Source organism: Burkholderia sp. PU8-34, from assembly GCF_053427725.1.
In genome coordinates, this window is record NZ_JBSAXC010000002.1 from 581,785 (window position 1) to 605,612 (window position 23,828).

The 23,828-nt window shown below is 68.5% G+C and carries 22 protein-coding genes; 16 read left to right on the plus strand and 6 right to left on the minus strand.

Annotated elements, in window-relative coordinates; all coding sequences use genetic code 11:
- Nucleotides 1–19: 19 nt before the first annotated feature.
- Nucleotides 20–1,441, minus strand: a complete 1,422-nt coding sequence (locus tag ACV22Z_RS07360; protein WP_448075650.1) for a M20 family metallopeptidase — start codon at nt 1,439–1,441, stop codon at nt 20–22.
- Nucleotides 1,442–1,666: 225 nt separating this feature from the next.
- Between ACV22Z_RS07360 and ACV22Z_RS07365 the strand changes: the two genes are divergently transcribed.
- From ACV22Z_RS07365 to ACV22Z_RS07380, 4 genes are all read left to right on the plus strand, one after another.
- Complete coding sequence (locus ACV22Z_RS07365; protein ID WP_448075651.1) at nt 1,667–2,620, plus strand: LysR substrate-binding domain-containing protein; 954 nt, start codon at nt 1,667–1,669, stop codon at nt 2,618–2,620.
- A 64-nt stretch (nt 2,621–2,684) separates the two neighbouring features.
- Nucleotides 2,685–3,794 carry a tRNA 2-selenouridine(34) synthase MnmH gene (gene mnmH / locus ACV22Z_RS07370; protein WP_448075652.1) on the plus strand — a complete coding sequence of 370 codons (1,110 nt, stop codon included), beginning with the start codon at nt 2,685–2,687 and terminating at the stop codon, nt 3,792–3,794.
- Nucleotides 3,791–4,849, plus strand: a complete 1,059-nt coding sequence (locus tag ACV22Z_RS07375; protein ID WP_448075653.1) for a permease — start codon at nt 3,791–3,793, stop codon at nt 4,847–4,849. The genes mnmH and ACV22Z_RS07375 overlap by 4 nt, the downstream gene beginning before the upstream one ends.
- Nucleotides 4,850–5,167: 318 nt before the next feature.
- Nucleotides 5,168–5,590: a hypothetical protein gene (locus ACV22Z_RS07380; protein WP_448075654.1), complete on the plus strand. Its 423-nt coding sequence runs from the start codon at nt 5,168–5,170 to the stop codon at nt 5,588–5,590.
- Nucleotides 5,591–5,823: 233 nt separating this feature from the next.
- On the opposite strand, the gene ACV22Z_RS07385 is transcribed toward ACV22Z_RS07380, so the two are convergent.
- Together ACV22Z_RS07385 and nodI are read right to left on the minus strand one after the other, a co-directional pair.
- Nucleotides 5,824–6,657, minus strand: a complete 834-nt coding sequence (locus tag ACV22Z_RS07385; RefSeq protein WP_448075655.1) for an ABC transporter permease — start codon at nt 6,655–6,657, stop codon at nt 5,824–5,826.
- 11 nt (nt 6,658–6,668) lie between these two features.
- On the minus strand, nt 6,669–7,583 hold the full coding sequence (gene nodI / locus ACV22Z_RS07390; protein WP_448075656.1) for a nodulation factor ABC transporter ATP-binding protein NodI: 915 nt from the start codon (nt 7,581–7,583) through the stop codon (nt 6,669–6,671).
- A 357-nt stretch (nt 7,584–7,940) separates the two neighbouring features.
- Here nodI and ACV22Z_RS07395 point away from each other — a divergent pair, with 357 nt between their 5' ends.
- Entirely contained in the window at nt 7,941–8,432 is a 492-nt protein-coding gene (locus tag ACV22Z_RS07395; protein WP_448075657.1) for a universal stress protein, read from the plus strand.
- Between the two features lie 63 nt (nt 8,433–8,495).
- Here ACV22Z_RS07395 and ACV22Z_RS07400 read toward each other — a convergent pair whose 3' ends face one another.
- Genes ACV22Z_RS07400 through lexA form a run of 3 tightly spaced genes read right to left on the minus strand, consistent with a single transcriptional unit; the run spans nt 8,496 to nt 10,209 of the window.
- Nucleotides 8,496–9,170 carry a DUF2939 domain-containing protein gene (locus tag ACV22Z_RS07400; protein WP_448075658.1) on the minus strand — a complete coding sequence of 225 codons (675 nt, stop codon included), beginning with the start codon at nt 9,168–9,170 and terminating at the stop codon, nt 8,496–8,498.
- A 29-nt stretch (nt 9,171–9,199) separates the two neighbouring features.
- Entirely contained in the window at nt 9,200–9,535 is a 336-nt protein-coding gene (locus ACV22Z_RS07405) for a hypothetical protein (protein ID WP_448075659.1), read from the minus strand.
- Between the two features lie 26 nt (nt 9,536–9,561).
- Nucleotides 9,562–10,209 (minus strand): transcriptional repressor LexA, encoded by a 648-nt coding sequence (lexA, locus tag ACV22Z_RS07410; protein ID WP_448075660.1) that lies wholly within the window; start codon nt 10,207–10,209, stop codon nt 9,562–9,564.
- A 272-nt stretch (nt 10,210–10,481) separates the two neighbouring features.
- On the opposite strand from lexA, the gene ACV22Z_RS07415 reads away from it, so the two are divergent.
- The 11 genes from ACV22Z_RS07415 (at nt 10,482) to ACV22Z_RS07465 (ending at nt 23,757) form a co-directional block, all read left to right on the plus strand.
- Nucleotides 10,482–11,519, plus strand: a complete 1,038-nt coding sequence (locus ACV22Z_RS07415; protein ID WP_448075661.1) for a sulfate ABC transporter substrate-binding protein — start codon at nt 10,482–10,484, stop codon at nt 11,517–11,519.
- A 133-nt stretch (nt 11,520–11,652) separates the two neighbouring features.
- A complete protein-coding gene (gene cysT / locus ACV22Z_RS07420) occupies nt 11,653–12,567 on the plus strand; it encodes a sulfate ABC transporter permease subunit CysT (protein WP_448075662.1) in 915 nt (304 codons plus the stop codon).
- Nucleotides 12,564–13,511 carry a sulfate ABC transporter permease subunit CysW gene (cysW, locus tag ACV22Z_RS07425; protein ID WP_448075663.1) on the plus strand — a complete coding sequence of 316 codons (948 nt, stop codon included), beginning with the start codon at nt 12,564–12,566 and terminating at the stop codon, nt 13,509–13,511. Before cysT ends, cysW begins: the two co-directional genes overlap by 4 nt.
- A 13-nt stretch (nt 13,512–13,524) precedes the next feature.
- Nucleotides 13,525–14,583 (plus strand): sulfate/molybdate ABC transporter ATP-binding protein, encoded by a 1,059-nt coding sequence (locus tag ACV22Z_RS07430; protein ID WP_448075664.1) that lies wholly within the window; start codon nt 13,525–13,527, stop codon nt 14,581–14,583.
- A gap of 91 nt (nt 14,584–14,674) precedes the next feature.
- Nucleotides 14,675–15,601, plus strand: a complete 927-nt coding sequence (locus ACV22Z_RS07435; RefSeq protein WP_448075665.1) for a CysB family HTH-type transcriptional regulator — start codon at nt 14,675–14,677, stop codon at nt 15,599–15,601.
- Nucleotides 15,602–16,013: 412 nt separating this feature from the next.
- Nucleotides 16,014–16,964: a substrate-binding domain-containing protein gene (locus tag ACV22Z_RS07440; RefSeq protein WP_448075666.1), complete on the plus strand. Its 951-nt coding sequence runs from the start codon at nt 16,014–16,016 to the stop codon at nt 16,962–16,964.
- A 141-nt stretch (nt 16,965–17,105) separates the two neighbouring features.
- Nucleotides 17,106–18,710, plus strand: a complete 1,605-nt coding sequence (locus ACV22Z_RS07445) for a sugar ABC transporter ATP-binding protein (protein ID WP_448075667.1) — start codon at nt 17,106–17,108, stop codon at nt 18,708–18,710.
- Entirely contained in the window at nt 18,707–19,723 is a 1,017-nt protein-coding gene (locus tag ACV22Z_RS07450; RefSeq protein WP_448075668.1) for an ABC transporter permease, read from the plus strand. The genes ACV22Z_RS07445 and ACV22Z_RS07450 overlap by 4 nt, the downstream gene beginning before the upstream one ends.
- Before the next feature lie 31 nt (nt 19,724–19,754).
- Nucleotides 19,755–20,801, plus strand: a complete 1,047-nt coding sequence (locus ACV22Z_RS07455; protein ID WP_448075669.1) for a LacI family DNA-binding transcriptional regulator — start codon at nt 19,755–19,757, stop codon at nt 20,799–20,801.
- Complete coding sequence (gene rbsK / locus ACV22Z_RS07460; RefSeq protein ID WP_448075670.1) at nt 20,798–21,727, plus strand: ribokinase; 930 nt, start codon at nt 20,798–20,800, stop codon at nt 21,725–21,727. The genes ACV22Z_RS07455 and rbsK overlap by 4 nt, the downstream gene beginning before the upstream one ends.
- A gap of 290 nt (nt 21,728–22,017) precedes the next feature.
- Nucleotides 22,018–23,757, plus strand: a complete 1,740-nt coding sequence (locus ACV22Z_RS07465) for a methyl-accepting chemotaxis protein (RefSeq protein WP_448075671.1) — start codon at nt 22,018–22,020, stop codon at nt 23,755–23,757.
- The last annotated feature ends 71 nt before the right edge of the window (nt 23,758–23,828 follow it).

Below are 23,828 nucleotides of genomic sequence, written 5' to 3' on the forward strand. Positions count from 1 at the left end.
TATTCGCGGCGGCGGCGCGTCAAAGACCGGCGCCGGCGGCGTCGAGCACCGCGCGGCGAACGGGAGGCGCGGCGTCGCCGAGATCCCAGAAGAGTCCCGCCATCATCTGGAGACCCTCACGCACCACGCTGCCGAGCAGGTGCTCGTCGGGCGCGTGCTGCGCACACGCCGGATACGAGTGCGGCACCCAGAGCGTCGGCAGCCCGAGCGTGTCGGAGAACACTTCATTCGGCAACGTGCCGCCGAGGTTCGGCAGGACGGCGGGCTTCTTGCCGGTCGTGCGCGCGAGCGACGCGACGGCCCAGCGCACCCACGGATCGTCGGGCGGCACGCGCGTTGCCGGCGCGCCGCGCTCGACGTCGATGTCGACATCGGCGAAACCATGCGCGTCGAGGTGCGCGCGCAGGTGCGCATGGAGTGCGTCCCAATCGGTGCCGACGACGAAGCGCAGCTGGCAGTGCGCATACGCGGCGGGCGGAATCGCGTTGACCGGGTGCTCGGGGTTGCCGGCCTTGAACGCGAGGATCTCGAGCGTGTTCCAGCCGAACACGCGCTCGGCCGCGGTGAGGCCCGGTTCGCCCCAGTCTGCGTCGATGGCCGGATCGCAGGGCCCGCCGCCGACCGTCAGATCGGCGAGCGCGTCGCGCACGGCGGCCGGAATCGGCGGCGGGCGCAGGCCGGCGACGCGAATCGTGCCGCGCGCGTCGACGAGGCTCGCCAGCGCGTGCGCGAGCACGATCGCCGGGTTGCGCAGCAGCCCGCCCCAGTTGCCCGAATGATGCGCGCCGTCGCGCGCGCGCAGGCTCAGCCTGAAATTGACGGCGCCGCGCGAGCCGAGGAACACGGTCGGGCGGTCGGCCGAGATGCGCGGTCCGTCGGACGCGATCAGCACGTCGGCGGCCAGCGCGTCGCGCTCGCGGCGGCACAGCGCGTCGAGGCCCGGCGAGCCGGTTTCCTCGCCCATTTCGATCAGCAGCTTGGCGTTGAAGCCGAGGCGGCCGCCGCGCGCGGCCAGCACGCTCGCGAGCGCGGCGAGGTTGATCGAGTGCTGGCCCTTGTTGTCGGCGCTGCCGCGGCCGTACCAGCGGTCGCCGTCGACGGTCAGCGACCACGGCGACAGCGGTGCGCGCCACTGCGCGTCGTAGCCGCGCACGACGTCGCCGTGGCCGTAGATCAGCACGGTCGGCAATGCGTCGTCCTCGTGCCGCGACGCGAGCAGGAACGGGCTGCCGCCGTCGACGGGGTTGTCCGCGATGCGGGTCGTGAAGCCGAGGCGCTCGGCCTCGGGCGCGATCTCGTCGGTCAGGTACGCGAGCAGCGCGGCGGCCGAGCCGCTTTCCTGGCTTTCGGTGCGCAGGCCGATGCGGCGGCTCAGGGTGGCGAAGAACGCGCCGGATTCGAATTGGTTCAGTGCGTGCTGGAGGGCGGCGGTGCGGCTCAAGACATATCTCCTGTGGTTCCGCGGCAAGACGATTGACCGGAGTGGGTGTTCGGCAATGGCTCCGGCTCTGGTGCATGGCTGTCCGGCGGCGGGCCGCGCGGGCAGGCGACCCGAGGTGCGATCGATTCTAGAAAGCCGTTTTTCTTGTCACAATGATCGAATTTCGAACCTCTCTTTGCCGAAAAGGCAAAGCGAGACGGCCGCCGATGGCCGGGGGACAGAACGATGGCGGCCTTCCTGCACGGCCTCGGATTGCGGTATTTCGTCGAAGTGGCGCGCACCGGTTCGCTCAGCGACGCGTCCGCGCGGCTGCACGTCGCGGTGTCGGCGGTCAGCCGCCAGATCGCGAAGCTCGAAAGCGAGCTGGGCACGCCGCTGTTCGAGCGGCGGCCGCGCGGCATGGCGCTGTCGGAGGCGGGCGAGCGTTTGCTGAGCTTCGCGCAGCGCAGCCTGCTCGAGGCGGAGCACGTGATGAAGGAGATCGGCGGGCTCGACGCGCTGCACGGCAGCCTGCTGAAGATCGCGTGTTCGGAAGGGTTCGCGATCGACTTCCTGCCGGGTGTGCTCGCGAGCTTCAAGGCGCGCCACCCGGGCGTCGATTTCTCCGTGTGGGTCGTGTCGCCGGCTGACGCGACGCGGCGCGTGCGCGACGGTGATGTGGACGTCGCGCTGACCTTCAGCCTCGCGCCGGAGAAGGGCGTGCGCGTCGAGCATACCGAACGGGCGCCCGTTTACGCGCTGGTGCGGCGCGACCACCCGCTCGCCGCACGCGATGCGGTGTCACTTGCCGACGTCGCACGGTATCCGCACGCGCTGCCCGAGCCGGGCACCACGGTGCGCCAGCTGATCGACATTGCGTGCGCACTCGATGGCGTGCTGCTCGAGCCCGACCTGACCAGCAACAACACGGCGTCGATATATCGGTACGCGCAACACACAGGCGCCGTGATGTTCGCCGGCCTGCTGTCGGTGCGCGACCGCTGCCACGCGGACGGCTTCGTCGTGGTGCCGCTCTCAAACCCGCAACTGCGCGAGCGCAGCATCCAGGTGCAGACGATGGCGGGGCGCGACCTGCCGATGTCGGTGCGCGCGTTCCGCGATCATCTGATCGACGCGATCACGGCGGTGCCGGCCGTGCCGTCGCCCGCCCGAGGCTCGCGCGGCCGCCGCGTGAGATAATCACCGATCCATCCCCTGCGCCGATGCGGCCCGCGACGCCGCTCCGCTTTCGTTTGACGCCAAATTGAAGAACCTGATTGTCACCCTCGATCGCGCCGGCGAGTTCGACGAGATCATCGACGTGCGCACGCCGCTCGAGTTCGCCGAGGATCACATCCCCGGCGCGCTGAACGCGCCCGTGCTCAGCAACGAGGAGCGCGTGCTCGTCGGCACGATGTACCGGCAGGTGTCGCCGTACGAGGCGACGCGCGTCGGCGCGGCGATCGTCGCGCGCAACATTGCCCGTCACCTCGACACGACGTTCGCCGACCGGCCGCGCAACTGGCGGCCGCTGATCTACTGTTGGCGGGGCGGCAAGCGTTCGGGCTCGATGACGACATGGTTCAACCTGATCGGCTGGCAGGCGCGCCAGCTCGACGGCGGCTACAAGGCGTACCGCCGTTCGGTCTGCACGGCGCTCGACACGCTGCCGACCCGATTCCGCTACATCGCGCTCGTCGGCCACACGGGTTGCGGCAAGACGCGGTTGCTGCAGGCGCTGCGCGACGTCGGCGCGCAGACGCTCGATCTCGAGGCGCTCGCGCGCCATCGCGGCTCGCTGCTCGGCGCGCTGCCGGGCGTGCCGCAGCCGTCGCAGAAGGCGTTCGATTCAGGGCTCGTCGAGACGCTCGGGCGCTTCGATCCGGCATGGCCCGTGTTCGTCGAATCCGAGAGCCGCAAGATCGGGCTCGTGCAGTTGCCGCTCGCGCTGCTGCAGGCGTTTCACGCCGGGCCGTGGGTCCAGGTCGACGCGGCGCACGACGAGCGCATCGCATTCCTGCTCGACGATTACGGCCATCTGTTCGATGAACCGGCCGCGTTCAAGGCGCAGCTCGAGCGGCTGATCGGCCTGCACAGCCGCGACCAGGTCGCCCGCTGGAGCGCGCTGGTCGACGCCGGTGCGCGCGCCGAACTGTTTGGCGAACTGATCGACCGGCATTACGATCCCGCCTATGCGCGCACCTACGGCGAGCAGTTCGGCAAGCCGAGCCGGGCCCTGACGTTCCGGTTCCGGCCCAATGCGGCCGATGCCCGCGAACAGGCGACGGCGCTGCTCGCGCAGCTTGCGCAGGCGGGACTGCCGGCGACAGCCGGCAGCATGGAATCCACGACAGGCATTGAGCAGAGAAAATGACGACCAAACGCACAGCACTCAATCCCGCGCTCGGCTGGATGACCTTTCTACTGATCGCGGTCGCGGGCCTGTTCTACGTGAAATGGTTTCCGTACTACAACAAGGCGTTCGTCGCCGCGGAGCACCATTCGATCGGCCAGTCGATCCTGATGGGCGCATCGTCGGCGCCGCCGGAGCCGTCGATGAAGGCTGCGCTCGACTACGCGTGGGCGTACGGCAAGGCGATCTGGCAGGCGATGGTGCTCGGGCTGCTGCTCGGCTCGGCGGTGCAGGCGCTGCTGCCCGCGCACTGGGTCGCGCGCGTGCTCGGCAAGACGGGTTTCGGCAGCGTCGCCGCGGGCGGCCTGCTGTCGCTGCCGGGGATGATGTGCACGTGCTGCGCGGCGCCCGTCGTCGCCGGCCTGCGCGAGCGGCACGCATCGCCGGGCGGCGCGGTCGCGTTCTGGCTCGGCAATACGGTGCTGAACCCCGCGGCGCTGGTGTTCATGGGCTTCGTGCTCGGCTGGCACTGGAGTGCGCTGCGGCTCGTGCTCGGCATCGCGATGGTGTTCGGGATCGGCTACCTGCTGAATCGCATTGCGCGTCCCGAGGACCGCAGCATCGACGACACGCGGCTTGCGGCACTGGCAGCCGAGCAGGCGGCAGCCGGCAATCCGTTCGTGCGCTGGATCAAGATACTGGCGCGGATGACCGTGCGGCTCGTGCCCGAATACATCGTGCTCGTGCTGCTGCTCGGCGCCGCGCGTGCGTGGCTGTTCCCGCACATCGGCCCGGAGATCGGCAACCACATCGGCTGGATCGTCGCGTTCGCCATCGCCGGCACGCTGTTCGTGATTCCGACGGCAGGCGAGGTGCCGATCATCCAGGCGATGCTGTCGCTCGGCATGGGCGTCGGCCCGGCCGGCGCGCTGCTGATGACGCTGCCGCCGATCAGCGTGCCGTCGCTCGCGATGCTCGCACGCTCGTTCAAGCCGTACATGCTGGTGATCGTCTCGGTGCTCGTCGTGCTGTTCGGGATCGCGAGCGGGCTGCTTGCGCTGGCGTTCGGGTTCTAGCGGAGCGCCAGTCGCGGGTGCCCGGTCGCCAAGGTTCGGCCGTTGCATTGCGGCAGCCGGCGCAATGGGCCGGGATACCCTGTTCGGATGCGGTCGCAGGAGACGCCCGGCAGGCGGCGTGCTGGCAAGGACGACCGATCGGGCGTCGGGTTTCGCATCCATGGTCCGGAACATCGAGCACGGGATCGTCGTCCCGGGAGCGCGCAGGCGGACGCGCCGGGCCGTGCCGGACGGGCCGGCCCAGGTAATCGTCATATTCATCCGGCGCCGCCGCTTGGTGCGTGCGGCGCCACCCACAAGAAGCAATCAGGAAAACGCATGACCCAACCCAAGATTCATCCTCGACTCGAAAAGGCGCTGACGCGTGGTGATCTCGCGATTCGCCAGGCCAATTCGGCACGCGCGACCGCCGTGCTGAGCGCGCTCGGTACGATGATCGTCGAGGCGTCCGCAACGATCGGCGTCGACGCCAGCATCGACATTCCGCAGGGCGACCGCGTCTACGATCCGGTCAACGGGCTGTGGCCGCAGAAGATGCTCGTGTCGTTCGACGGCCCGATCGACGACGCGGACCCCGAAGAGCTGCGCTCGGTCTATCTGGTGGCCGACGATCCCGGTACGCAGTTCCGCGTCGAATGGCATCGCGCCGACGGCAAGCTCGGTCGCCACGAGGGCGGCCCGCTCGCGACCGTCGCATTCCTGACGGACGTCGAGATTCCCTGGAGCGACGACGACGAGTAACGGTCGCATGCGCCGCGCCGGCGGCTTCGTGCGCGACGACGTCGGCAGAAGCCGCAGCCCCGGATTGCCGGGGCAGACGAGTCGCCGCACAGGACAGCCGGATGATTGCGAGGCGCTCGAGACGAGGCGCGAATGTGCCACCGAAGTGCCACCGAAGTGCCGCCGATGTCCCAGCAATGTGCAATACGCGAGCGCATCGCACTCGGAAGTTCCCGGTGCGCAACGCACCGGTTTCAGCGCATCATCCGCCGCCGGAACAGCCACGCAGACAGCAGGAAACCGCCGATCGCATAGACGGCCAGCACGGCGACGTGCGTGCCGACGTGCGACGCGGGCCGGCCGAGCATCGCGGGCCGGATCAGTTCGACCGCGTGCGCGAGCGGCAGCGCATGCGCCGCATGCTGCGCGATTTCCGGCAGCTGCGTGAGCGGGAAGAACACGCCCGACAGCAGCAGCATCGGCGTCAGCACGAGCGTCTGATAGAACATGAAGAAATCGTATGACGGTGCCAGCGCGGTGACGATCATCGCGGCGCTGGCGAACGCGAGGCCGGCGAGCGCGATGACCGGCAGCGCCGCGAGCATCGACGGGAAGCTCGCGTAGCCGAGCAGGCCGGCGACGATCATGATCGCCGCGCCGGACAGCATGGCCTTGCTGGCCGCCCAGACGATCTCGCCGAGCACGATATCGCCGAGCGCGAGCGGCGTGTGCATGATCGCTTCCCACGTGCGTTGCACGTGCATCCGCGAGAAGCCCGAATACATCGCCTCGAAGCTCGCGGACATCATCACGCTCGACCCGGCCGTGCCGGCCGCGAGGAACGCGATGTACGACACGCCGTCCACGTGGCCAAGCATCAGGCCAAGACCGAAACCGAGCCCGAACAGGTAGATCATCGGATCCGCGAGATTGCCGATCATCGACGCGACCGCGAGCTTGCGCCAGACGAGGTAGTTGCGGCGCCAGACCGCGAACCAGTTGGTCGCGTTGGCGGGCATCGCGATCGCGAAGCGCGATTCGCGCGGCGGCGCGGACGGGGCGGAAGTGGAATAGTCGCGTACGTCCATGATCGGTCAGGTCAGTCCTGCATGTCGCGGCCCGTCAGCCGCAGGAACACGTCCTCCAGATTGGCGGGTCGATGCAGACAGCGCAATCCGGTGCGGCCCTTGAGCCGCGCGTTGAGCGGCTCCGGATCGCTCACGTAGCAGAACAGCGTCTCGCCGCTGATCTCGGTACGCACCGCATAGGCGGCGAGTTCGTCACGCAGCGCGGACGGCTCGGGACCGTAGATCTCGATCACGTCGCAACCGATTTCCGATTCGATCAGCGCGTGCGGCGCGCCTTCGGCGATTTTCCGGCCTTCCTCGATCACGCACAGGCGATCGCACAGCCGCTCGGCTTCCTCCATGAAGTGCGTGGTGATCAGGATCGTCTTGCCGCGCGCAAGCAGCGAACGCAGCCGCTCCCACATCAGGTGCCGCGCCTGCGGATCGAGCCCCGTGGTCGGCTCGTCGAGCACCAGCACGTCCGGATCGTTGACGAGCGCGCGGGCGAGCGTCAGCCGCCGCTTCATGCCACCCGACAGCTCGCTGACCTTCGCATCCGCCTTGTTCTCGAGCTTCGCGAATTCCAGCAGCGACGGCACGAGCGCGCGCGCGTCATGGGCCGACAGGCCGAAATAGCGGCTGAACACGAGCAGATTCTCGCGAACCGTGAAATCCGGATCGAGATTGTCGAATTGCGGAACGACACCGACCCGCTGACGGGCATGGCGCGCGCGCGACGGAACCGGCTCGCCGCACAGCGAGATCGCGCCGGCGTCCGGATAGGTGATGCCGAGCAGCATTTTCAGCGTCGTGGTCTTGCCGGCGCCGTTTGGGCCGAGCAGGCCATAACACTCGCCGGCGTGCACGCGAAAGGAGAGGCCGTTGACGACGAGCTTGCCGCCATAGCGCTTTTCGACGTTCTGGAAATCGATCGGTGCGACGGACATGGGCGAGATTGTCGTTGGAGGTGTAGCGTAGCAAACGTGTCGGGCGAAATCGTGCGCGCCTATCGGTGCGCGAACGGTTCGGCCGAACGCGTGTCGCACGGTCATGGTCCGGTCCGGCGACGTTTCGCGACACGCATGCGTGATGCGAACAGGCGACACCGACGGGCCATTCTAGTGCATCGGCTGCGTCTCTTCAGGGCGTGCATGCACGATACGCGGGCTGAGTGCCGCGGATCATGCACTGCATCATCGCGAACAAGCCGCACGGGGCGAATCAGCGTTTTCCATCCCTTGCGTCCTGAATTGCGGCGCACCATGATGATTGCGTAGGGTTCGTTGTTGCGATAGGGAGGATTCATGGCTAGCTACAACAAGATTCTGCTGTGCTATGACGGCACGCTCGAGGGACGCAAGGCATTGCGTTGCGGTGCCAATCTCGCGCTGGACCTGAAGGCGGAGACGCATCTGCTGTCCGTCGTCGACATGCGTTCGAGCATCGCGCAAAGCGCCGGCCTGCTGACCGACGTCGCGTGCGGCCGCTTCGAGGAAACTGCGCGTGAAATCCTGCAGGAGGGGGTGGACTGGTTGCGCGACCGGGGACTGCAGGCCGAAGGGCATTTCGCGTTCGGCTACCCGATCGACGAGATCGCGAATCTCGCGTCGGAACTGAAGGTCGACCTGATCGTGGTCGGGCACCGCTGCCGCAGCGGCCTGTCGAGATGGTGGATGGGGTCAGGCAACACCCAGCTGCTCGATCGGGTGAGTTGCAGCATCCTCGTGGCCTGCTCGACGGCGGAAGAACAGAAAGCCGAAATCGCTCGCGAACGCGAAGCTGCGACTGTGAAGTGAGCGCCTGACCGGCGCCGGCTCACGACGTGCGCGGGGTGCGGCCGGGATCGGCAGGCTGCCGGTTCAGCCGTGCAGATCGACTGCGGACAGCTTCCACGAAAACAGGCCTTCGCGATGAAAGATCGCCGCGTAGCGCGCGCCATCGACGTTGCGCTGGTAGGTCACGACAAACTCGTCGATGTTCCGGTACCCGGCGCTCGTTGGCCGTCTCTCGGGCACGGTTGCGTGCGCGTGGTCGGTTGGCGGCGCCGGCGGCGATGCAGCCGGCGCGCTGCCCGCAGGCGGATTCGCCGCGCCGGCAGCCTGCGTGCCGACCGTGCCGCTCGGCGGCTGCGCCGCCCATTCGGGCGGACGCTCGCCCGGATTGCCGCGGGGCGGTATCCCGCTCATCAGCGCAGCGACGCCTGCGGGCGTCGCATACGCGTCAACCAGCGGCCCGATCAACGCGGAGCCGATCAACGCACCGATCACGGCGAACGGATTGTTGTCCTGCCGCTTCGCGTCGATCCGGCGCATCAACTCGTCGGTGACCTGCTGCTTGAGACTGATGCGCAGCGACGGAAAATCGACATATTCGCTGACCGTTTGCGCATCACGCGCGTCGATGGCCGCCTTCAGGCGGCCGAGCGCGACATACGGTGATGCGTATGCGTAGCCGACCGCCGCCAGCAAGGCGGCAACCAATGCGACGATCAACAGGGGCTTGAGCCGCTTCGGGCGGCCCGGTGCGTGATTCACGGCGCCTCCGGCGCGGGAACGTTCCGCAATCAGAGACCACCCTGCGCGGCAGAACGTTCCTCCGCAATACAGCGATCGATCATCCGGCACACCGCATCGATCGTTCCGACCATGATCAGGCGCGACCGGCCGTGATAGACACGCACCGGCGCACGACGCGCGGGTTCCGCGTGATTCAGGCCGGCGTTCAGCGATACCCGCGCGAACGCGGGCAGCGCCGACGGCAGCAGGGACGCCTGCCGTTCGACTGCGACTTCTTCATGACCGACGGGCGCCGCGGACAGCGGCGCGCAGGGCGTGCGGCCGCGCAGGTGACGCAGACGGCCGAATTGACGGAAAGGCAGCAGGCGGGCAAGGCGTTCCATGGTGTTCTCCTGAGCGAGACGGATTGTCAGAATTCGCCCGAGCGGATCAGCCCGACGGCGATGCCTTCCAGCGCGAATTCCGCGCTGCCGGCCTTGACGAAGATGTTTTCGTAATCCGGGTTCTCCGCGATCAGCTCGAGGCCGCCGGGGCGGCGCTTCAGGCGCTTGACCGTGACGTCGTCGCCGAGACGCGCGACGATGATCTGGCCGTCCTTCGCTTCCGTGCGCTTCTGCACGGCGAGCAGGTCGCCGTCGAGGATGCCGGCGTCGCGCATCGACAGGCCGCGCACCTTCAGCAGGTAGTCGGGCTTGCTGGAGAACAGCGCGGGATCGCACGCGAAATGCTGCGAGATGTGCTCCTGCGCAAGGATCGGGCTACCGGCCGCGACGCGGCCGACGAGCGGCAGCGACAGCTGCATCAGGCCGGCGTGCGGCAGCGTGAACTGATGCGGCATGTCGTCGATGCCGAGCAGGCGGATGCCGCGCGACGCGCCGGCCGCCAGCTCGATCACGCCCTTGCGCGCGAGCGCGCGGAGGTGTTCTTCGGCCGCATTCGGCGAGCTGAAGCCCAGCTCGGCCGCGATCTCGGCACGCGTAGGCGGAAAGCCGGAGCGCTCGATCGCGCGGCGAATCAAGTCGAACACTTGCTGCTGACGGGCGGTGAGTTTGGTCATGGCTCAACTGTATGGATAGACAGTGAGCTGTATTTTTATACAGTACTTCGCGAATTTCAAGTGTTACGTGAGGTTCGTCGCGATCGCGGCGATTCCGGCGCGATCGCGCGACGCCGGGGCGCCGGTTTGTCTGCCGCAACCGTCCATCCCGACGGCGTTAGCACTTTTCAGTATTAAAAAATGAAGAACGATTATTTTTAATCATGTAACCCGTTCGATAGACTGGCCCCACATCGCAATGCCGACAACACGACAACACTGGAGAACCAAGGATGGTGAAGCGCAAAACGGGGCTGGCGAGCGGGGTGGGCCGCTTGATCGCAACACTCGCGCTGGGCGCGGCGGCGGTGCTGGGCGTCGCGACGCACGCACAGGCCGATACGACGTTCCTGAACGTGTCGTACGACCCGACGCGCGAGCTGTATCAGGACTTCAACCAGGCGTTCGGCAAGGAATGGAAGGCGAAGACGGGCGAGACGGTCAACTTCAAGCAATCGCACGGCGGCTCGGGCGCGCAGGCGCGCTCGGTGCTCGACGGCCTGCAGGCCGACGTCGTGACGCTCGCGCTCGCCTATGACATCGACGCGCTCGCGAACAAGGGGCTCGTCAACAAGGACTGGCAGAAGCGCCTGCCCGATAACGCGTCGCCGTACACGTCGACGATCGTGTTCCTCGTGCGCAAGGGCAATCCGAAGGGGATCAAGGACTGGGACGACCTGACCAGGCCGGGCGTGTCGATCGTCACGCCGAACCCGAAGACGTCGGGCGGCGCGCGCTGGAACTACCTGGCCGCATGGGCGTACGCGGTGCACAAGCCGGGCGGCAACGAGCAGACCGCGAAGGACTTCGTCACGAAGCTCTACAAGAACGCCGGCGTGCTCGATTCCGGCGCGCGCGGTGCGACGACGAGCTTTGTGCAGCGCGGGATCGGCGACGTGCTGATCGCGTGGGAGAACGAGGCGTTCCTGTCGATCAAGGAATTCGGCTCCGACAAGTTCGAGATCGTCGTGCCGTCGGTGAGCATCCTGGCCGAGCCGCCGGTTGCGGTGGTCGACAAGGTGGTCGACAAGAAGGGCACGCGCAAGCTGGCCGACGCGTACCTGAACTTCCTGTACAGCCCGCAGGGCCAGGAGATCGCCGCGCGCAACTACTACCGGCCGCGTTCGAAGAACGTGCCGGCGGAGCTGACGAAGCAGTTCCCGAAGCTGAAGCTGTACACGGTCGACGACACGTTCGGCGGCTGGACGAATGCGCAGAAGACGCATTTCGCGGACGGCGGCGTGTTCGACTCGATTTACAAGCCGCAGTGACGGCATAAGCCTAGCAGACATAACGACAGCGGCGCGCCACGGCATGCGCCGCACACCCGATGGCCCGCCGGCGCGACTCGCTGCGCCGGCGCGCGCGTCGGACCCATGAGATTCGACCCAGCAAGAGCATCCGATGACGACGTACATCTTTCGCAAGCCGAGCGCGCTGCCCGGCTTCGGCGTGACGCTTGGCATCACGGTGGCCTATTTGAGCCTCGTGGTGCTGATCCCGCTCGCCGCCACGTTCCTGAAGACCGCGACGCTGTCGTGGGACCAGTTCATCGCGGCCGTCGCGTCGCCGCGCGTGCTCGCGTCGTACCGGCTGACGTTCTCGGCCGCGCTCGGCGGCGCGCTGATCAACGCCGTGTTCGGCTTTCTCGTCGCGTGGGTGCTCGTGCGCTACACGTTCCCGTTCAAGCGCGTGGTCGACGCGATCGTCGACCTGCCGTTCGCGCTGCCGACATCGGTCGCCGGCATCTCGCTCGCGGCCGTCTACGCGACCAACGGCTGGATCGGCCAGTACCTCGCGCCATTCGGCATCAAGATCGCGTTCACGCCGCTCGGCGTGCTGGTCGCGCTGACCTTCATCGGCCTGCCGTTCGTCGTGCGCACCGTGCAGCCCGTGCTCGAGGATTTCGAGCGCGAGCAGGAAGAGGCGGCCGCGTGCCTCGGCGCGTCGCGCTGGCTGACATTCCGCCGCGTCGTGCTGCCCGCCGTGCTGCCGGCGCTGCTGACGGGCTTCGCGCTCGCGTTCGCGCGCGCGCTCGGCGAATACGGCTCGGTGATCTTCATCGCCGGCAACGTGCCGATGAAATCCGAGATCACGTCGCTCCTGATCATCACGAAGCTCGAGCAGTACGACTACGCGGGCGCGACCGCGCTTGCGGTCGTGATGCTCGTCGTGTCGTTCCTGATGCTGCTGCTGATCAACACGCTGCAGTGGTATCTGCAGCGCAGGACGAGCCGTGGCTCGTCCGGCAAGGGCGCGAGCGGTCCTGCGCCCGCGATCGCAGCCGCCGCAGCCGTTCCTGCAGGAGGCCAGTCATGAGCCAGGAGGCCCGCGCCGTGCTGAAAACCCCGTCAACCGCCGAGCGTGCGCACACCGCACGACAGCTCGATCCCGTCAGCGAGCCGCGTGCGGTGCGCTGGCTGCTGACCGGCGTCGCGCTCGCGTTTCTCGGCTTCTTCCTCGTCGTGCCGCTCGCCGCGGTGTTCGTCGAGGCGCTGCGCAAAGGCGTCGGCTTCTACGTCGAGTCGCTCGCCGATCCGGACGCGTGGTCGGCGATCAAGCTGACGCTGACCGTTGCGGTGATCGCGGTGCCGCTCAACCTCGTGTTCGGCGTCTGCGCATCGTGGGCGATCGCGAAGTTCGAGTTTCGCGGCAAGGCATTGTTGACGACGCTGATCGACCTGCCGTTCTCCGTGTCGCCGGTGATCTCGGGCCTCATCTACGTGCTGCTGTTCGGCGCGCAGGGCTGGCTCGGGCCGTGGCTGCAGGCGCATGACGTGCAGATCATCTTCGCGGTGCCCGGCATCGTGCTCGCGACGATCTTCGTCACGTTCCCGTTCGTCGCGCGCGAGCTGATCCCGCTGATGCAGGCACAGGGCAGCGACGAGGAGGAGGCCGCGCGCGTGCTCGGCGCGTCCGGCTGGCAGATCTTCCGCCGCGTGACGCTGCCGAACGTGAAGTGGGGCCTGCTGTACGGCGTGATCCTGTGCAATGCGCGCGCGATGGGCGAGTTCGGCGCGGTGTCGGTCGTGTCCGGCCACATCCGCGGGCAGACCGACACGATGCCGCTGCACGTCGAGATCCTGTACAACGAATACAACTTCGCGGCTGCGTTCGCGGTGGCGTCGGTGCTGGCCTTGCTCGCGCTCGTCACGCTCGCGCTGAAGCTCCTCGCGGAGCGCCACCTTGCCGCCGATCTCGCCGGCGCGCGCGACGCCGTTCCCGCGCACGCCGGTCCCGCCGTCACTTCGTCGAATCCGTAAAGAGGCAACCAGAATGGGCATCACCGTACGTCATCTCCAGAAGCGCTTCGGCGATTTCACGGCACTCGACAACGTGTCGCTCGACTTTCCGGCGGGCGAGCTCGTCGCGCTGCTCGGGCCGTCCGGCTGCGGCAAGACCACGCTGCTGCGCGTGATCGCGGGCCTCGAGCACGCGGACGCGGGGCAGGTCGTGCTGCAGGGCCAGGACGTCGCGTCGGTCGGCGCACGCGACCGCCAGGTCGGCTTCGTGTTCCAGCATTACGCGCTGTTCCGTCACATGACCGTATTCGAGAACGTCGCGTTCGGGCTGCGCGTGAAGCCGCGCCGCGAGCGGCCGTCGGACGCCGCGATCCGCGACAAGGTGCACGAGCTGCTGAAGCTCGTGCAGCTCGACTGGCTCGCGCAGCGCTATCCTTCCGAACTGTCGGGCGGGCAGCGGCAGCGCATCGCGCTCGCCCGCGCGCTCGCGGTCGAGCCGAAGGTGCTGCTGCTCGACGAGCCGTTCGGCGCGCTCGACGCGAAGGTCCGCAAGGAACTGCGCGGCTGGCTGCGGCGCCTGCACGACGACCTGCACATCTCGACGATCTTCGTCACGCACGACCAGGAGGAGGCGCTCGAGGTGGCGGACCGCATCGTCGTGCTGAACCGCGGCCGCGTCGAGCAGGTCGGCAGCCCGCAGGACGTCTACGATCATCCGGAAAGCGCGTTCGTCTACGAATTCCTCGGCGCGGCGAACCGGCTGCCGGGCACGGTCGCCGAGCGCGGCTTCGTGGCCGATGGCGCCGCCGCGCCGATCGCGGTCGATGCCGATTTCGCCGGGCCGGCGAACGCATACGTGCGCCCGCATGACCTGCAGCTCCGGCCGGCGGACGGCGGGCATCGGGACGGCATCGCGGTCGACGTGCGCCGCGTCGTGCCGCTCGGCGGCTCGGTGCGCGTCGAGCTCGAGGCGCGCGCCGGCGGCGCGCTCGAGGCGGAACTCGATCGCGACGCGTGGCGCGCGCTCGCGCTGCAGGTCGGCGACGGCGCGACGGCCGTGCCGCGCGCGGTGCGCGTGTTCCCGGCGCGCTGACGCCTCGCGCTGCGCGTGCCGGGCACGCCCGGCAAGGCAGGCAACGGATTCATCGAACAACCAGATAAAAGACAGCCCAAGAGGCCTACCCATGAACTTTCAGCAACTGCGCTTCGTGCGCGAGGCCGTGCGCCAGAACATGAACCTGACCGAGGTTGCGAACGTGCTGTATACGTCGCAGTCGGGTGTGTCGAAGCAGATCAAGGACCTGGAGGACGAGCTCGGCGTCGACATCTTCATCCGGCGCGGCAAGCGGCTGACCGGCCTCACCGAGCCCGGCAAGGCCGTGCACCAGCTGATCGAGCGGATGCTGCTCGACGCGGAGAACCTGCGCCGCGTCGCGCGCCAGTTTGCGGACCAGGACAGCGGCCACCTCGTCGTCGCGACGACCCACACGCAGGCGCGTTACGCGCTGCCGAAGGTGATCCGCGAGTTCAAGGAGGTGTTCCCGAAGGTGCACCTCGCGCTGCGGCAGGGCAGCCCGCAGCAGATCGCGCAGATGATCCTGAACGGCGAAGCGGATCTCGGCATCTCGACCGAGGCGCTCGACCGCTATTCGGACATCGTCACGTTCCCGTGCTACTCGTGGCATCACACGGTGGTCGTGCCGAAGGGCCATCCGCTCGTCGGCCGCGAGAACCTGACGCTCGACGACATCGCCGAATATCCGATCATCACCTATGACCAGGACTTCACGGGCCGCTCGCACATCGACCAGGCGTTCGCGCAGGCGGGCGCGGTGCCGGACGTCGTGCTGACCGCGATCGACGCGGACGTGATCAAGACCTACGTCGAGCTCGGCATGGGGATCGGCGTCGTCGCGGCGATGGCGTACGACCCGCAGCGCGACACGGGCCTCGTCGCGCTCGATACGCAGCACCTGTTCGAGGCGAGCACGACGCGCGTCGGCCTGCGCAAGGGCGCGTTCCTGCGCGCGTATGCGTACCGGCTGATCGAAATGTTCGCGCCGCATCTCAACGAGGCGGAGATCGCCGGGCAACTGCGCGAAGCCGTCTGACGGCGACGCGCGTATATGGCTGGCTGCGCCATCCAGCTTCAGGATGGCGCCGTCACGCAGCGCGGCGCCGCACGCGAACCGCTTCTGCGAACCGCTGAAGACCGACGACGCATCGTCCGCGCAAGGCGACCGCGCTCGATGCCGTCCCCGGCGCGCTCCGAATAAACCCTTAAATATTGATCAGACGGGTTGCGCGTGGCCGCGAAACGGTCCAGCATAGCCGTCACTCCGCCGGCGGCCTGCCGGCGTTGGCGTGTGAACGCCCAGCGCAAGCCCGGCAGCCGGCCGTCTGCCTCGCAACTCTTTCCGTGGCACCACAGCATCGATGGCTGTTGTCCGGGACATGGGGCGCAAACGTTTGCTCACAATAAAACAACAGGCGCCCCGCGGGGCCCGTCGCCAGGAGATGTGTATGAATGTCACCTTTCGCCGTCGCTTCCTAACCGCCGCACTCGCGGCCGTCGCGCTCGCCGCGGCGCCGATCGCCCATGCCGAGGCGGCCGGCAAGCCGAAGGTCGCGCTCGTGATGAAGTCGCTCGCCAACGAATTCTTCCTGACGATGGAAACCGGCGCGAAGGAATACCAGAAGCACAACGCGAGCCAGTTCGACCTGATCACGAACGGCATCAAGGACGAGACCGACACCGCGAACCAGATCCGCATCGTCGAGCAGATGATCGTGTCGAAGGTCGATGCGATCGTGCTCGCGCCGGCTGATTCGAAGGCGCTCGTGCCGGTCGTGAAGAAGGCGGTCGACGCCGGCATCATCGTCGTCAACATCGACAACCGGCTCGATCCGGACGTGCTGAAATCGAAGAACCTGAACGTGCCGTTCGTCGGCCCCGACAACCGCAAGGGCGCGCGCAAGGTCGGCGATTTCCTCGCGAAGAAGCTGAAGGCCGGCGACCAGGTCGGGATCGTCGAGGGCGTGTCGACGACGACCAACGCGCAGCAGCGCACGGCCGGCTTCCAGGACGCGATGAAGGCGGGCGGCATGAAGGTCGTGTCGGTGCAGTCGGGCGAATGGGAGATCGACAAGGGCAACGCGGTCGCCTCAGCGATGCTCAACGAATACCCGCACCTGAAGGCGCTGCTGTGCGGCAACGACAACATGGCGATCGGCGCGGTGTCCGCGGTGCGCGCGGCCGGCAAGCAGGGCAGGGTGGCCGTGGTCGGCTACGACAACATCAACGCGATCAAGCCGATGCTGAAGGACGGCCGCGTGCTCGCGACCGCCGACCAGTACGCGGCGAAGCAGGCCGTGTTCGGCATCGATACCGCGCTCAAGGCAATTGCCGAGCACCGCAAGCAGGCCGACATGTCCGGCGTGGTCGAGACGCCGGTCGACCTCGTGACCAAATAACGCTGCCCGCACCGGCTGCCGCCCTCAAGAATCCGGCGCGGCAGCCGTTATCCGGGGTGAGCGCGATCACGGCCCCAGCGTGCCACTTGTGAGCGTCAATCCCGCGCGTGCCGCCCGCGCGCGGCCGCAACCAGGATCGCGATGGAACCGACCTTCGAACCCTCCCGTTCAGCCGCCCCCGTGCTGACCGTCTCCGGCATTGGCAAGACCTATGCCGAGCCGGTGCTCGCGGACGTGTCGCTGACGCTTGCGCCTGGCGAGGCGCTTGCGCTGACGGGCGAAAACGGCGCCGGCAAGAGCACGCTGTCGAAGATCGTCGGCGGGCTCGTCGCGCCGACGGCCGGCGCGATGCAGCTCGGCGGCCGCGCGTATGCGCCGGCGAGCCGCACGCAGGCCGAGGCGCTCGGCGTGCGGATGGTGATGCAGGAGCTGAACCTGCTGCCGACGCTGTCGGTCGCCGAGAACCTGTTCCTGAACCGTTTGCCGCGGCGCTTCGGCATCATCGACCGCCAGCGGCTGCGCGACGACGCACGTGCGGCGATGGCGCAGGTCGGGCTCGACGACGTCGATCCGGACACGCCCGTCGGCGCGCTCGGGATCGGTCACCAGCAGATGGTCGAGATCGCGCGCAACCTGATCGGCGATTGCCGCGTGCTGATCCTCGACGAACCGACCGCGATGCTGACCGCGCGCGAGGTCGAGCTGCTGTTCGAGCAGGTCGACCGGCTGAAGGCGCGCGGCGTCGCGATCGTCTACATCTCGCACCGGCTCGAGGAGCTCGCGCGCGTCGCCGAGCGGATCGCGGTGCTGCGCGACGGGCGGCTCGTGCATCTCGGCGACATGGCCGCGACGACGACCGAGCGCCTCGTCACGCTGATGGTCGGCCGCGAGGTCGGCGAGCACATCGACCTCGGGGCGCGCCATTTCGGTGCGCCGCGGCTCGTCGTGTCGGGGATGACGCGGGAGCCGGCCGTGCGGGACGTGTCGCTCGAGGTGCGCTCGGGCGAGATCTTCGGCATCTCGGGCCTGATCGGCGCGGGGCGGACCGAACTCCTGCGGCTCATCTACGGCGCGGATACGCCGGATTCCGGGATGATCGCGGTCGGCGAACCGCTCGAGCCGACCGAGATCCGCTCGCCGGTCGACGCGGTGCGGCACGGGATCGCGCTGATCACCGAGGACCGCAAGGGCGAGGGCCTGCTGCTGTCGCAGTCGGTCACCGCGAACGTGTCGCTCGGCCAGCTCGACCGGCTCGCGCGCGCGGGCATTGTCGACGGCCAGCGTGAAGCGGCGCTCGCCGAGCGGCAGATCGACGCGCTGCACATTCGCACCCATGGGGCGTCGCAGCCGGTCGGCGAGCTGTCGGGCGGCAACCAGCAAAAGGTCGTGATCGGCCGCTGGCTCGCGCGCGACATGGGGGTGCTGCTGTTCGACGAGCCGACGCGCGGGATCGACGTCGGCGCCAAGTTCGAGATCTACACTTTGATGGGTGCGCTCGCGCGCGAGGGGCGCGCGCTCGTCGTCGTGTCGAGCGACCTGCGCGAGCTGATGCTGATCTGCGACCGGATCGGCGTGATGTCCGCCGGCCGCATGACCGCCGTGTTCGAGCGCGGCAACTGGACCCAGGATGCGTTGCTGGCCGCCGCATTCGCCGGCTTCGGCCGTGACGAGGCCGCGCGCCATCCCGATGCCCGGCAGGTACCGCCGGCCGAACCCGGCGCTTCGACGACAGGACGACCGCAATGACCCAGCCCCCCGTTTCTCCGGCCGACGCGCCTGCGCAGAGCGCGAGCGGGCGCCGCGCGCGCTCGCTGTCCGGCACGCGGCTCGGCGTGTCGAACTACCTCGGGCTCGCCGGCGCGCTCGCTGCGATGATCGCGCTGTTCTCGACGCTGAGCGCGCATTTCCTGACCTACGACACGTTCAGCACGATTGCGAACCAGATTCCCGACCTCGTCGTGATGTCGGTCGGCATGACCTTCGTGCTGATCATTGCGGGCATCGACCTGTCGGTCGGCTCGGTGCTCGCGCTAGCCGCGTCGGTGGTCAGCGTCGCCGCGCTCAAGTGGCAGTGGGGGCCGCTGCCTGCCGCGCTGCTCGGCATCGCGGTCGCGGCCGCGACCGGCACGCTGACGGGCGCAGTCACGGTCGGCTGGCGGATTCCGTCGTTCATCGTATCGCTCGGCGTGCTCGAAGCCGCGCGCGGGCTCGCGTATCAGCTGACGAATTCGCGCACCGCGTACATCGGCGATGCGTTCGACTTCCTGTCGAACCCGATCGCGGTCGGCATTTCGCTGGCGTTCCTGATCGCCGTGCTGGTGATGATCGTCGCGCAGTTCGTGCTGACGCGCACCGTGTTCGGCCGCTACCTTGTCGGAATCGGCACGAATGAAGAGGCGGTCCGGCTCGCCGGCGTCAATCCGCGCCCGTATAAAATCCTTGTATTCGCGCTGATGGGCGCGCTCGCGGGGCTGGCGTCGCTGTTCCAGATCTCGCGCCTCGAGGCGGCGGATCCGAACGCCGGCGTCGGACTCGAGCTGCAGGTGATCGCGGCGGTGGTGATTGGCGGCACGAGCCTGATGGGCGGCCGCGGGTCGGTGATCAGCACGTTCTTCGGCGTGTTGATCATCTCCGTGCTGGCCGCGGGGCTCGCGCAGATCGGCGCGAACGAGCCGACGAAGCGGATCATTACCGGGGCGGTGATCGTGGTGGCGGTTGTGCTCGACACATACCGCAGCCGGCGCGCTCGCGCCCGGTAAAACAACAGAAGAGACCAGAGAGAAACGGGAAATGGCGACGATCAAGGATGTGGCGGCCATGGCGGGCGTGTCGTTTACGACCGTGTCGCACGTGGTGAACAATTCGCGGCCGGTGTCCGCGGACGTGCGCGCGAAGGTCGAAGGCGCGATTCGCGAGCTGAACTACGTGCCGTCGGCGGTCGCGCGCTCGCTGAAGGCGCGCGCGACGGCAACTATCGGGCTCGTCGTGCCGAACAGCACGAATCCGTACTTCGCCGAACTTGCGCGCGGGATCGAGGATCAGTGCGCGGCGAACGGCTATTGCGTGTTCTTCTGCAATTCGGACGACGACCCCGTCAAGCAGCGCAACTACCTGCGCGTGCTGCAGGAAAAGCGCATCGACGGGCTGATCGTCGCATCGGCCGGCGAGGACGCGGTACTCGCGCAGACGCTTGCCGACACGCATGCACCGCTCGTCGTCGTCGATCGCAACATCGAGGGGCTTGCGGCCGACCTCGTGCAGATCGACCACGAGCGCGGCGCGTACCTCGCGACCCGCCACCTGCTCGAGCTCGGCCACGCGAAGATCGGCTGCATCACGGGGCCCGTGGAGACGGCCGTCAGCGCGATGCGCGTGCACGGCTTCATCCGCGCGATGGCCGAGCGCGGCATCGAGATCGTGCCGGGCGCGATCGCGCAAAGCGACTTCTCGTGCCTCGGCGGCTATCACGCGGCGTCGCGGCTGTTCGAAACGGTGCAGCCGAGCGCGATCTTCGCGGGCAACGACCTGATGGGCGTCGGCGCGCTGCGCGCGGCGGCCGAGCGCGGGATCCGCGTGCCGGAAGACTGCTCGATCATCGGTTTCGACGACATCGAATTCTCCCGCTACACGTATCCGGCGCTGTCGACGGTCGGCCAGTCGGTGCGCGCGCTCGGCGAGATGGCCGCGCAGACGCTGATCGAGCGGATCGGCGGTGGCACGAGCGCCGCGCCGAGTGCCGCGCCGAGCCGGCGGCGTGTCGTGTCGCCGCGTCTGGTGCTGCGCGAGTCGACCGCCGTGTACCGCGAGCCGGCGGCGCCGGCCGGCGGCCGCCCATGACGGCGCACACGACAGGTGCCGGCCGCGTGGCCGTGGTCGGCAGCCTCAACATGGATCTCGTCGTCCGGGCGCCGCGCTTGCCGCTGCCGGGCGAAACGCTGGCCGGCCATGCGTTCGCACAGGCGGCCGGCGGCAAGGGCGGCAACCAGGCCGTCGCCGCCGCGCGGCTAGGCGCGCAGGTCGCGATGATCGGCTGCGTCGGCACGGATGCACATGGCGCTGCGCTGCGCGCCGGCCTCGAGGCGGAAGGCATCGACTGCACGGGGCTCGCGACGAGCGCGACCGCGGCGACCGGCGTCGCGCTGATCGTCGTCGACGACGCGAGCCAGAACGCGATCGTGATCGTGGCGGGCGGCAACGGCGAGGTGACGCCCGACACGGTCGCGCGCCACGACGCAGCGATCGCCGCGGCGGACGTGCTGATCTGCCAGCTCGAAACGCCGGCGGACACCGTGTTCGCCGCGTTGTCGGCCGGGCGGCGGCTCGGCCGCACCGTCGTCCTGAATCCGGCGCCGGCCGTCGCGCCGCTGCCGGCCGGCTGGCTGCCGCTCGTCGATTACCTGATTCCGAACGAAGTCGAGGCGGCCGCGCTGACGGGGCTGCCGGTCCGCGATCCGGCCGACGCTGCGGCGGCCGCCCGCGCGCTGCAGGCGGGCGGCGCGCGCAACGTGCTGATCACGCTCGGCGCGCGTGGCGTGCTGGCGCTGACGGCGGACGGCGCGGAGCGCCACTATCCGGCCCCGACGGTGCAGGCCGTCGACACGACGGCGGCCGGCGACACGTTCATCGGCGCCTTTTCCGCCCGACTCGCGGCTGGCGACGACGTCGATGCCGCGATCCGCTTCGCGCAACGCGCGGCGGCGATTTCCGTTACGCGCCCGGGCGCGCAGCCGTCGATCCCGACGCTGGCCGAACTGGCCGGCTGACGCGCCGGATCGCGCCGCGCGTGCCGACGGACGTTGCCGCCCGACGGCATCCGCCGGCGCGTATCCGCTGGCGTGCGTCCGGCGTCATCCGCTCCTGTCACTTCGTTCAACGATGGTGCGCCGTTGTGTGTCGATTATTTCTTTTTTTGAAATACATAGACAAATTGTCCATTAAATTGCTGTGAATGCCATCAAGTCGCGTGCTTTGTTGTCGTAAATGCGGCCAGTGAAGCGAATGCTTCCGAGCGGCGGGCGTCGCCCGCGAATGACGACGCAAGACGGGAAGAAAGATGGTGTTCAAAGACCTGACGATCCGCGCGCGCATCGGTTTCACGATGGCGTTTCTGGCCGCGCTGCTGTGCGTGATTGGCGTACTGGGCCTGTTCGGCATGGGGCGTGCGAACGAGGCGAGCCGCGACATATTCACGAACCAGATGCCGAGCGCGGTCGACGTGGCGGCGGCCGAGCTGTTCGCCGCGCGCGAGCGCCTTGCGCTCGATCGCGCCGCGCTGCTGTCCGGCACGCCGGACGCGGCGGCGGCCGTCGAGCGCGGCCGCACGATGCGCACGCAGTCCGACGCGTGGTGGCAGAAGTATCTCGACCTGCCGCGCGGTGCGGAAGAGGATCGGCTCGCGCAGGACGTCGCCGCGAAGCGGCAGACGCTGCAGCGCGCGTTCGATGCATTCGCGCCCGTGATCGCATCGAACGATCATGACCGGATCGCCGGCGGCGCGAAACAGCTGCAGGTGCTCTACAACGACCTGGCTATGTCGGGCGAGACGCTGCGCAACTTCCAGTTCACCGATGCGCAGAAGAGCTTCAGCCATGCGGAATCGGTGTACGGCACGCTGCGGATCGTGTCGATCGTCGCGCTTGCGGCGGGCCTCGGCGCTGCGTTGCTGTCGTACATCGCGCTGAGCCGCGCGATCGGCCGTCCGCTTGCGGACGCGCTCGCGCATTTCGACGCGATCGCCGCGGGCGACCTGCGGCGCCGGATCGTCGTGGAACGCCGCGACGAAATGGGCCAGTTGCTGGACGGCCTCGCGAAGATGCAGCGCGGGCTCGTCGAGACCGTCGGCACGGTGCGCGGCGGCAGCGAGTCGATCGCGACGGCGGCGAAGCAGATCGCGGCCGGCAACGTCGACCTGTCGTCGCGCACCGAGGAGCAGGCGGCAGCGCTGCAGGAAACCGCGTCGAGCATGGAGCAACTGACCGGCACCGTGAAGCAGAACGCCGACAATGCGCGTCAGGCGAGCGCGCTCGCCGCGAACGCGTCGGAGATTGCCAACAAGGGCAACGTCGTCGTCGGCCAGGTGGTCGGCACGATGGGCGAGATCAACCAGAGCTCCGCGAAGATCGCGGACATCATCACGATCATCGAAGGCATCGCGTTCCAGACCAACATCCTCGCGCTGAACGCGGCCGTCGAGGCGGCCCGCGCGGGCGAGGAGGGCCGCGGTTTCGCGGTCGTCGCGGGCGAGGTGCGCAGCCTCGCGCAACGCTCGTCGGCGGCGGCCAAGGAGATCAAGATGCTGATCGACGCTTCGGTTGCGCGCATCCGTTCCGGTTCGACGCTCGTCGACGAGGCGGGGCGCACGATGACGGACGTGATTGGCGCGGTGCAGCGCGTGACCGACATCATGGGCGAGATCGCGGCGGCATCGGAAGAACAGAGCGGCGGCATCGACCAGGTCGCACGCGCGGTTGCGCAAATGGACGAGGTGACGCAGCAGAACGCGGCACTCGTCGAGGAAGCGACAGCGGCCGCGCAATCGCTCGACGAGCAGGCCGCGCGCCTGCGCGAGACGGTCGCGGTGTTCCGGCTAGACGACGGCGCGGTGCAGCGGCAAGCTGCCGGACTGCCCGCCGGTCATGCCGTGCCGCGCGCATTGGCGCCGCTGCCGACGGCCGCGCGCAGCGGCGCCGACATGCGCGCGCCGCGCGCAGCCGTCACGCCGCAGCCGGCTCGCAAGACGGCAGCCGCACCGGCGCTGGCAGCAGCGGGCGACGACGACTGGGAGACCTTCTGACACATCTATCCCTATTTGCATGACCCGGAACGCCCGCTTCAAGCGGGCGTTTCCGCATGCGCGGCCGACAC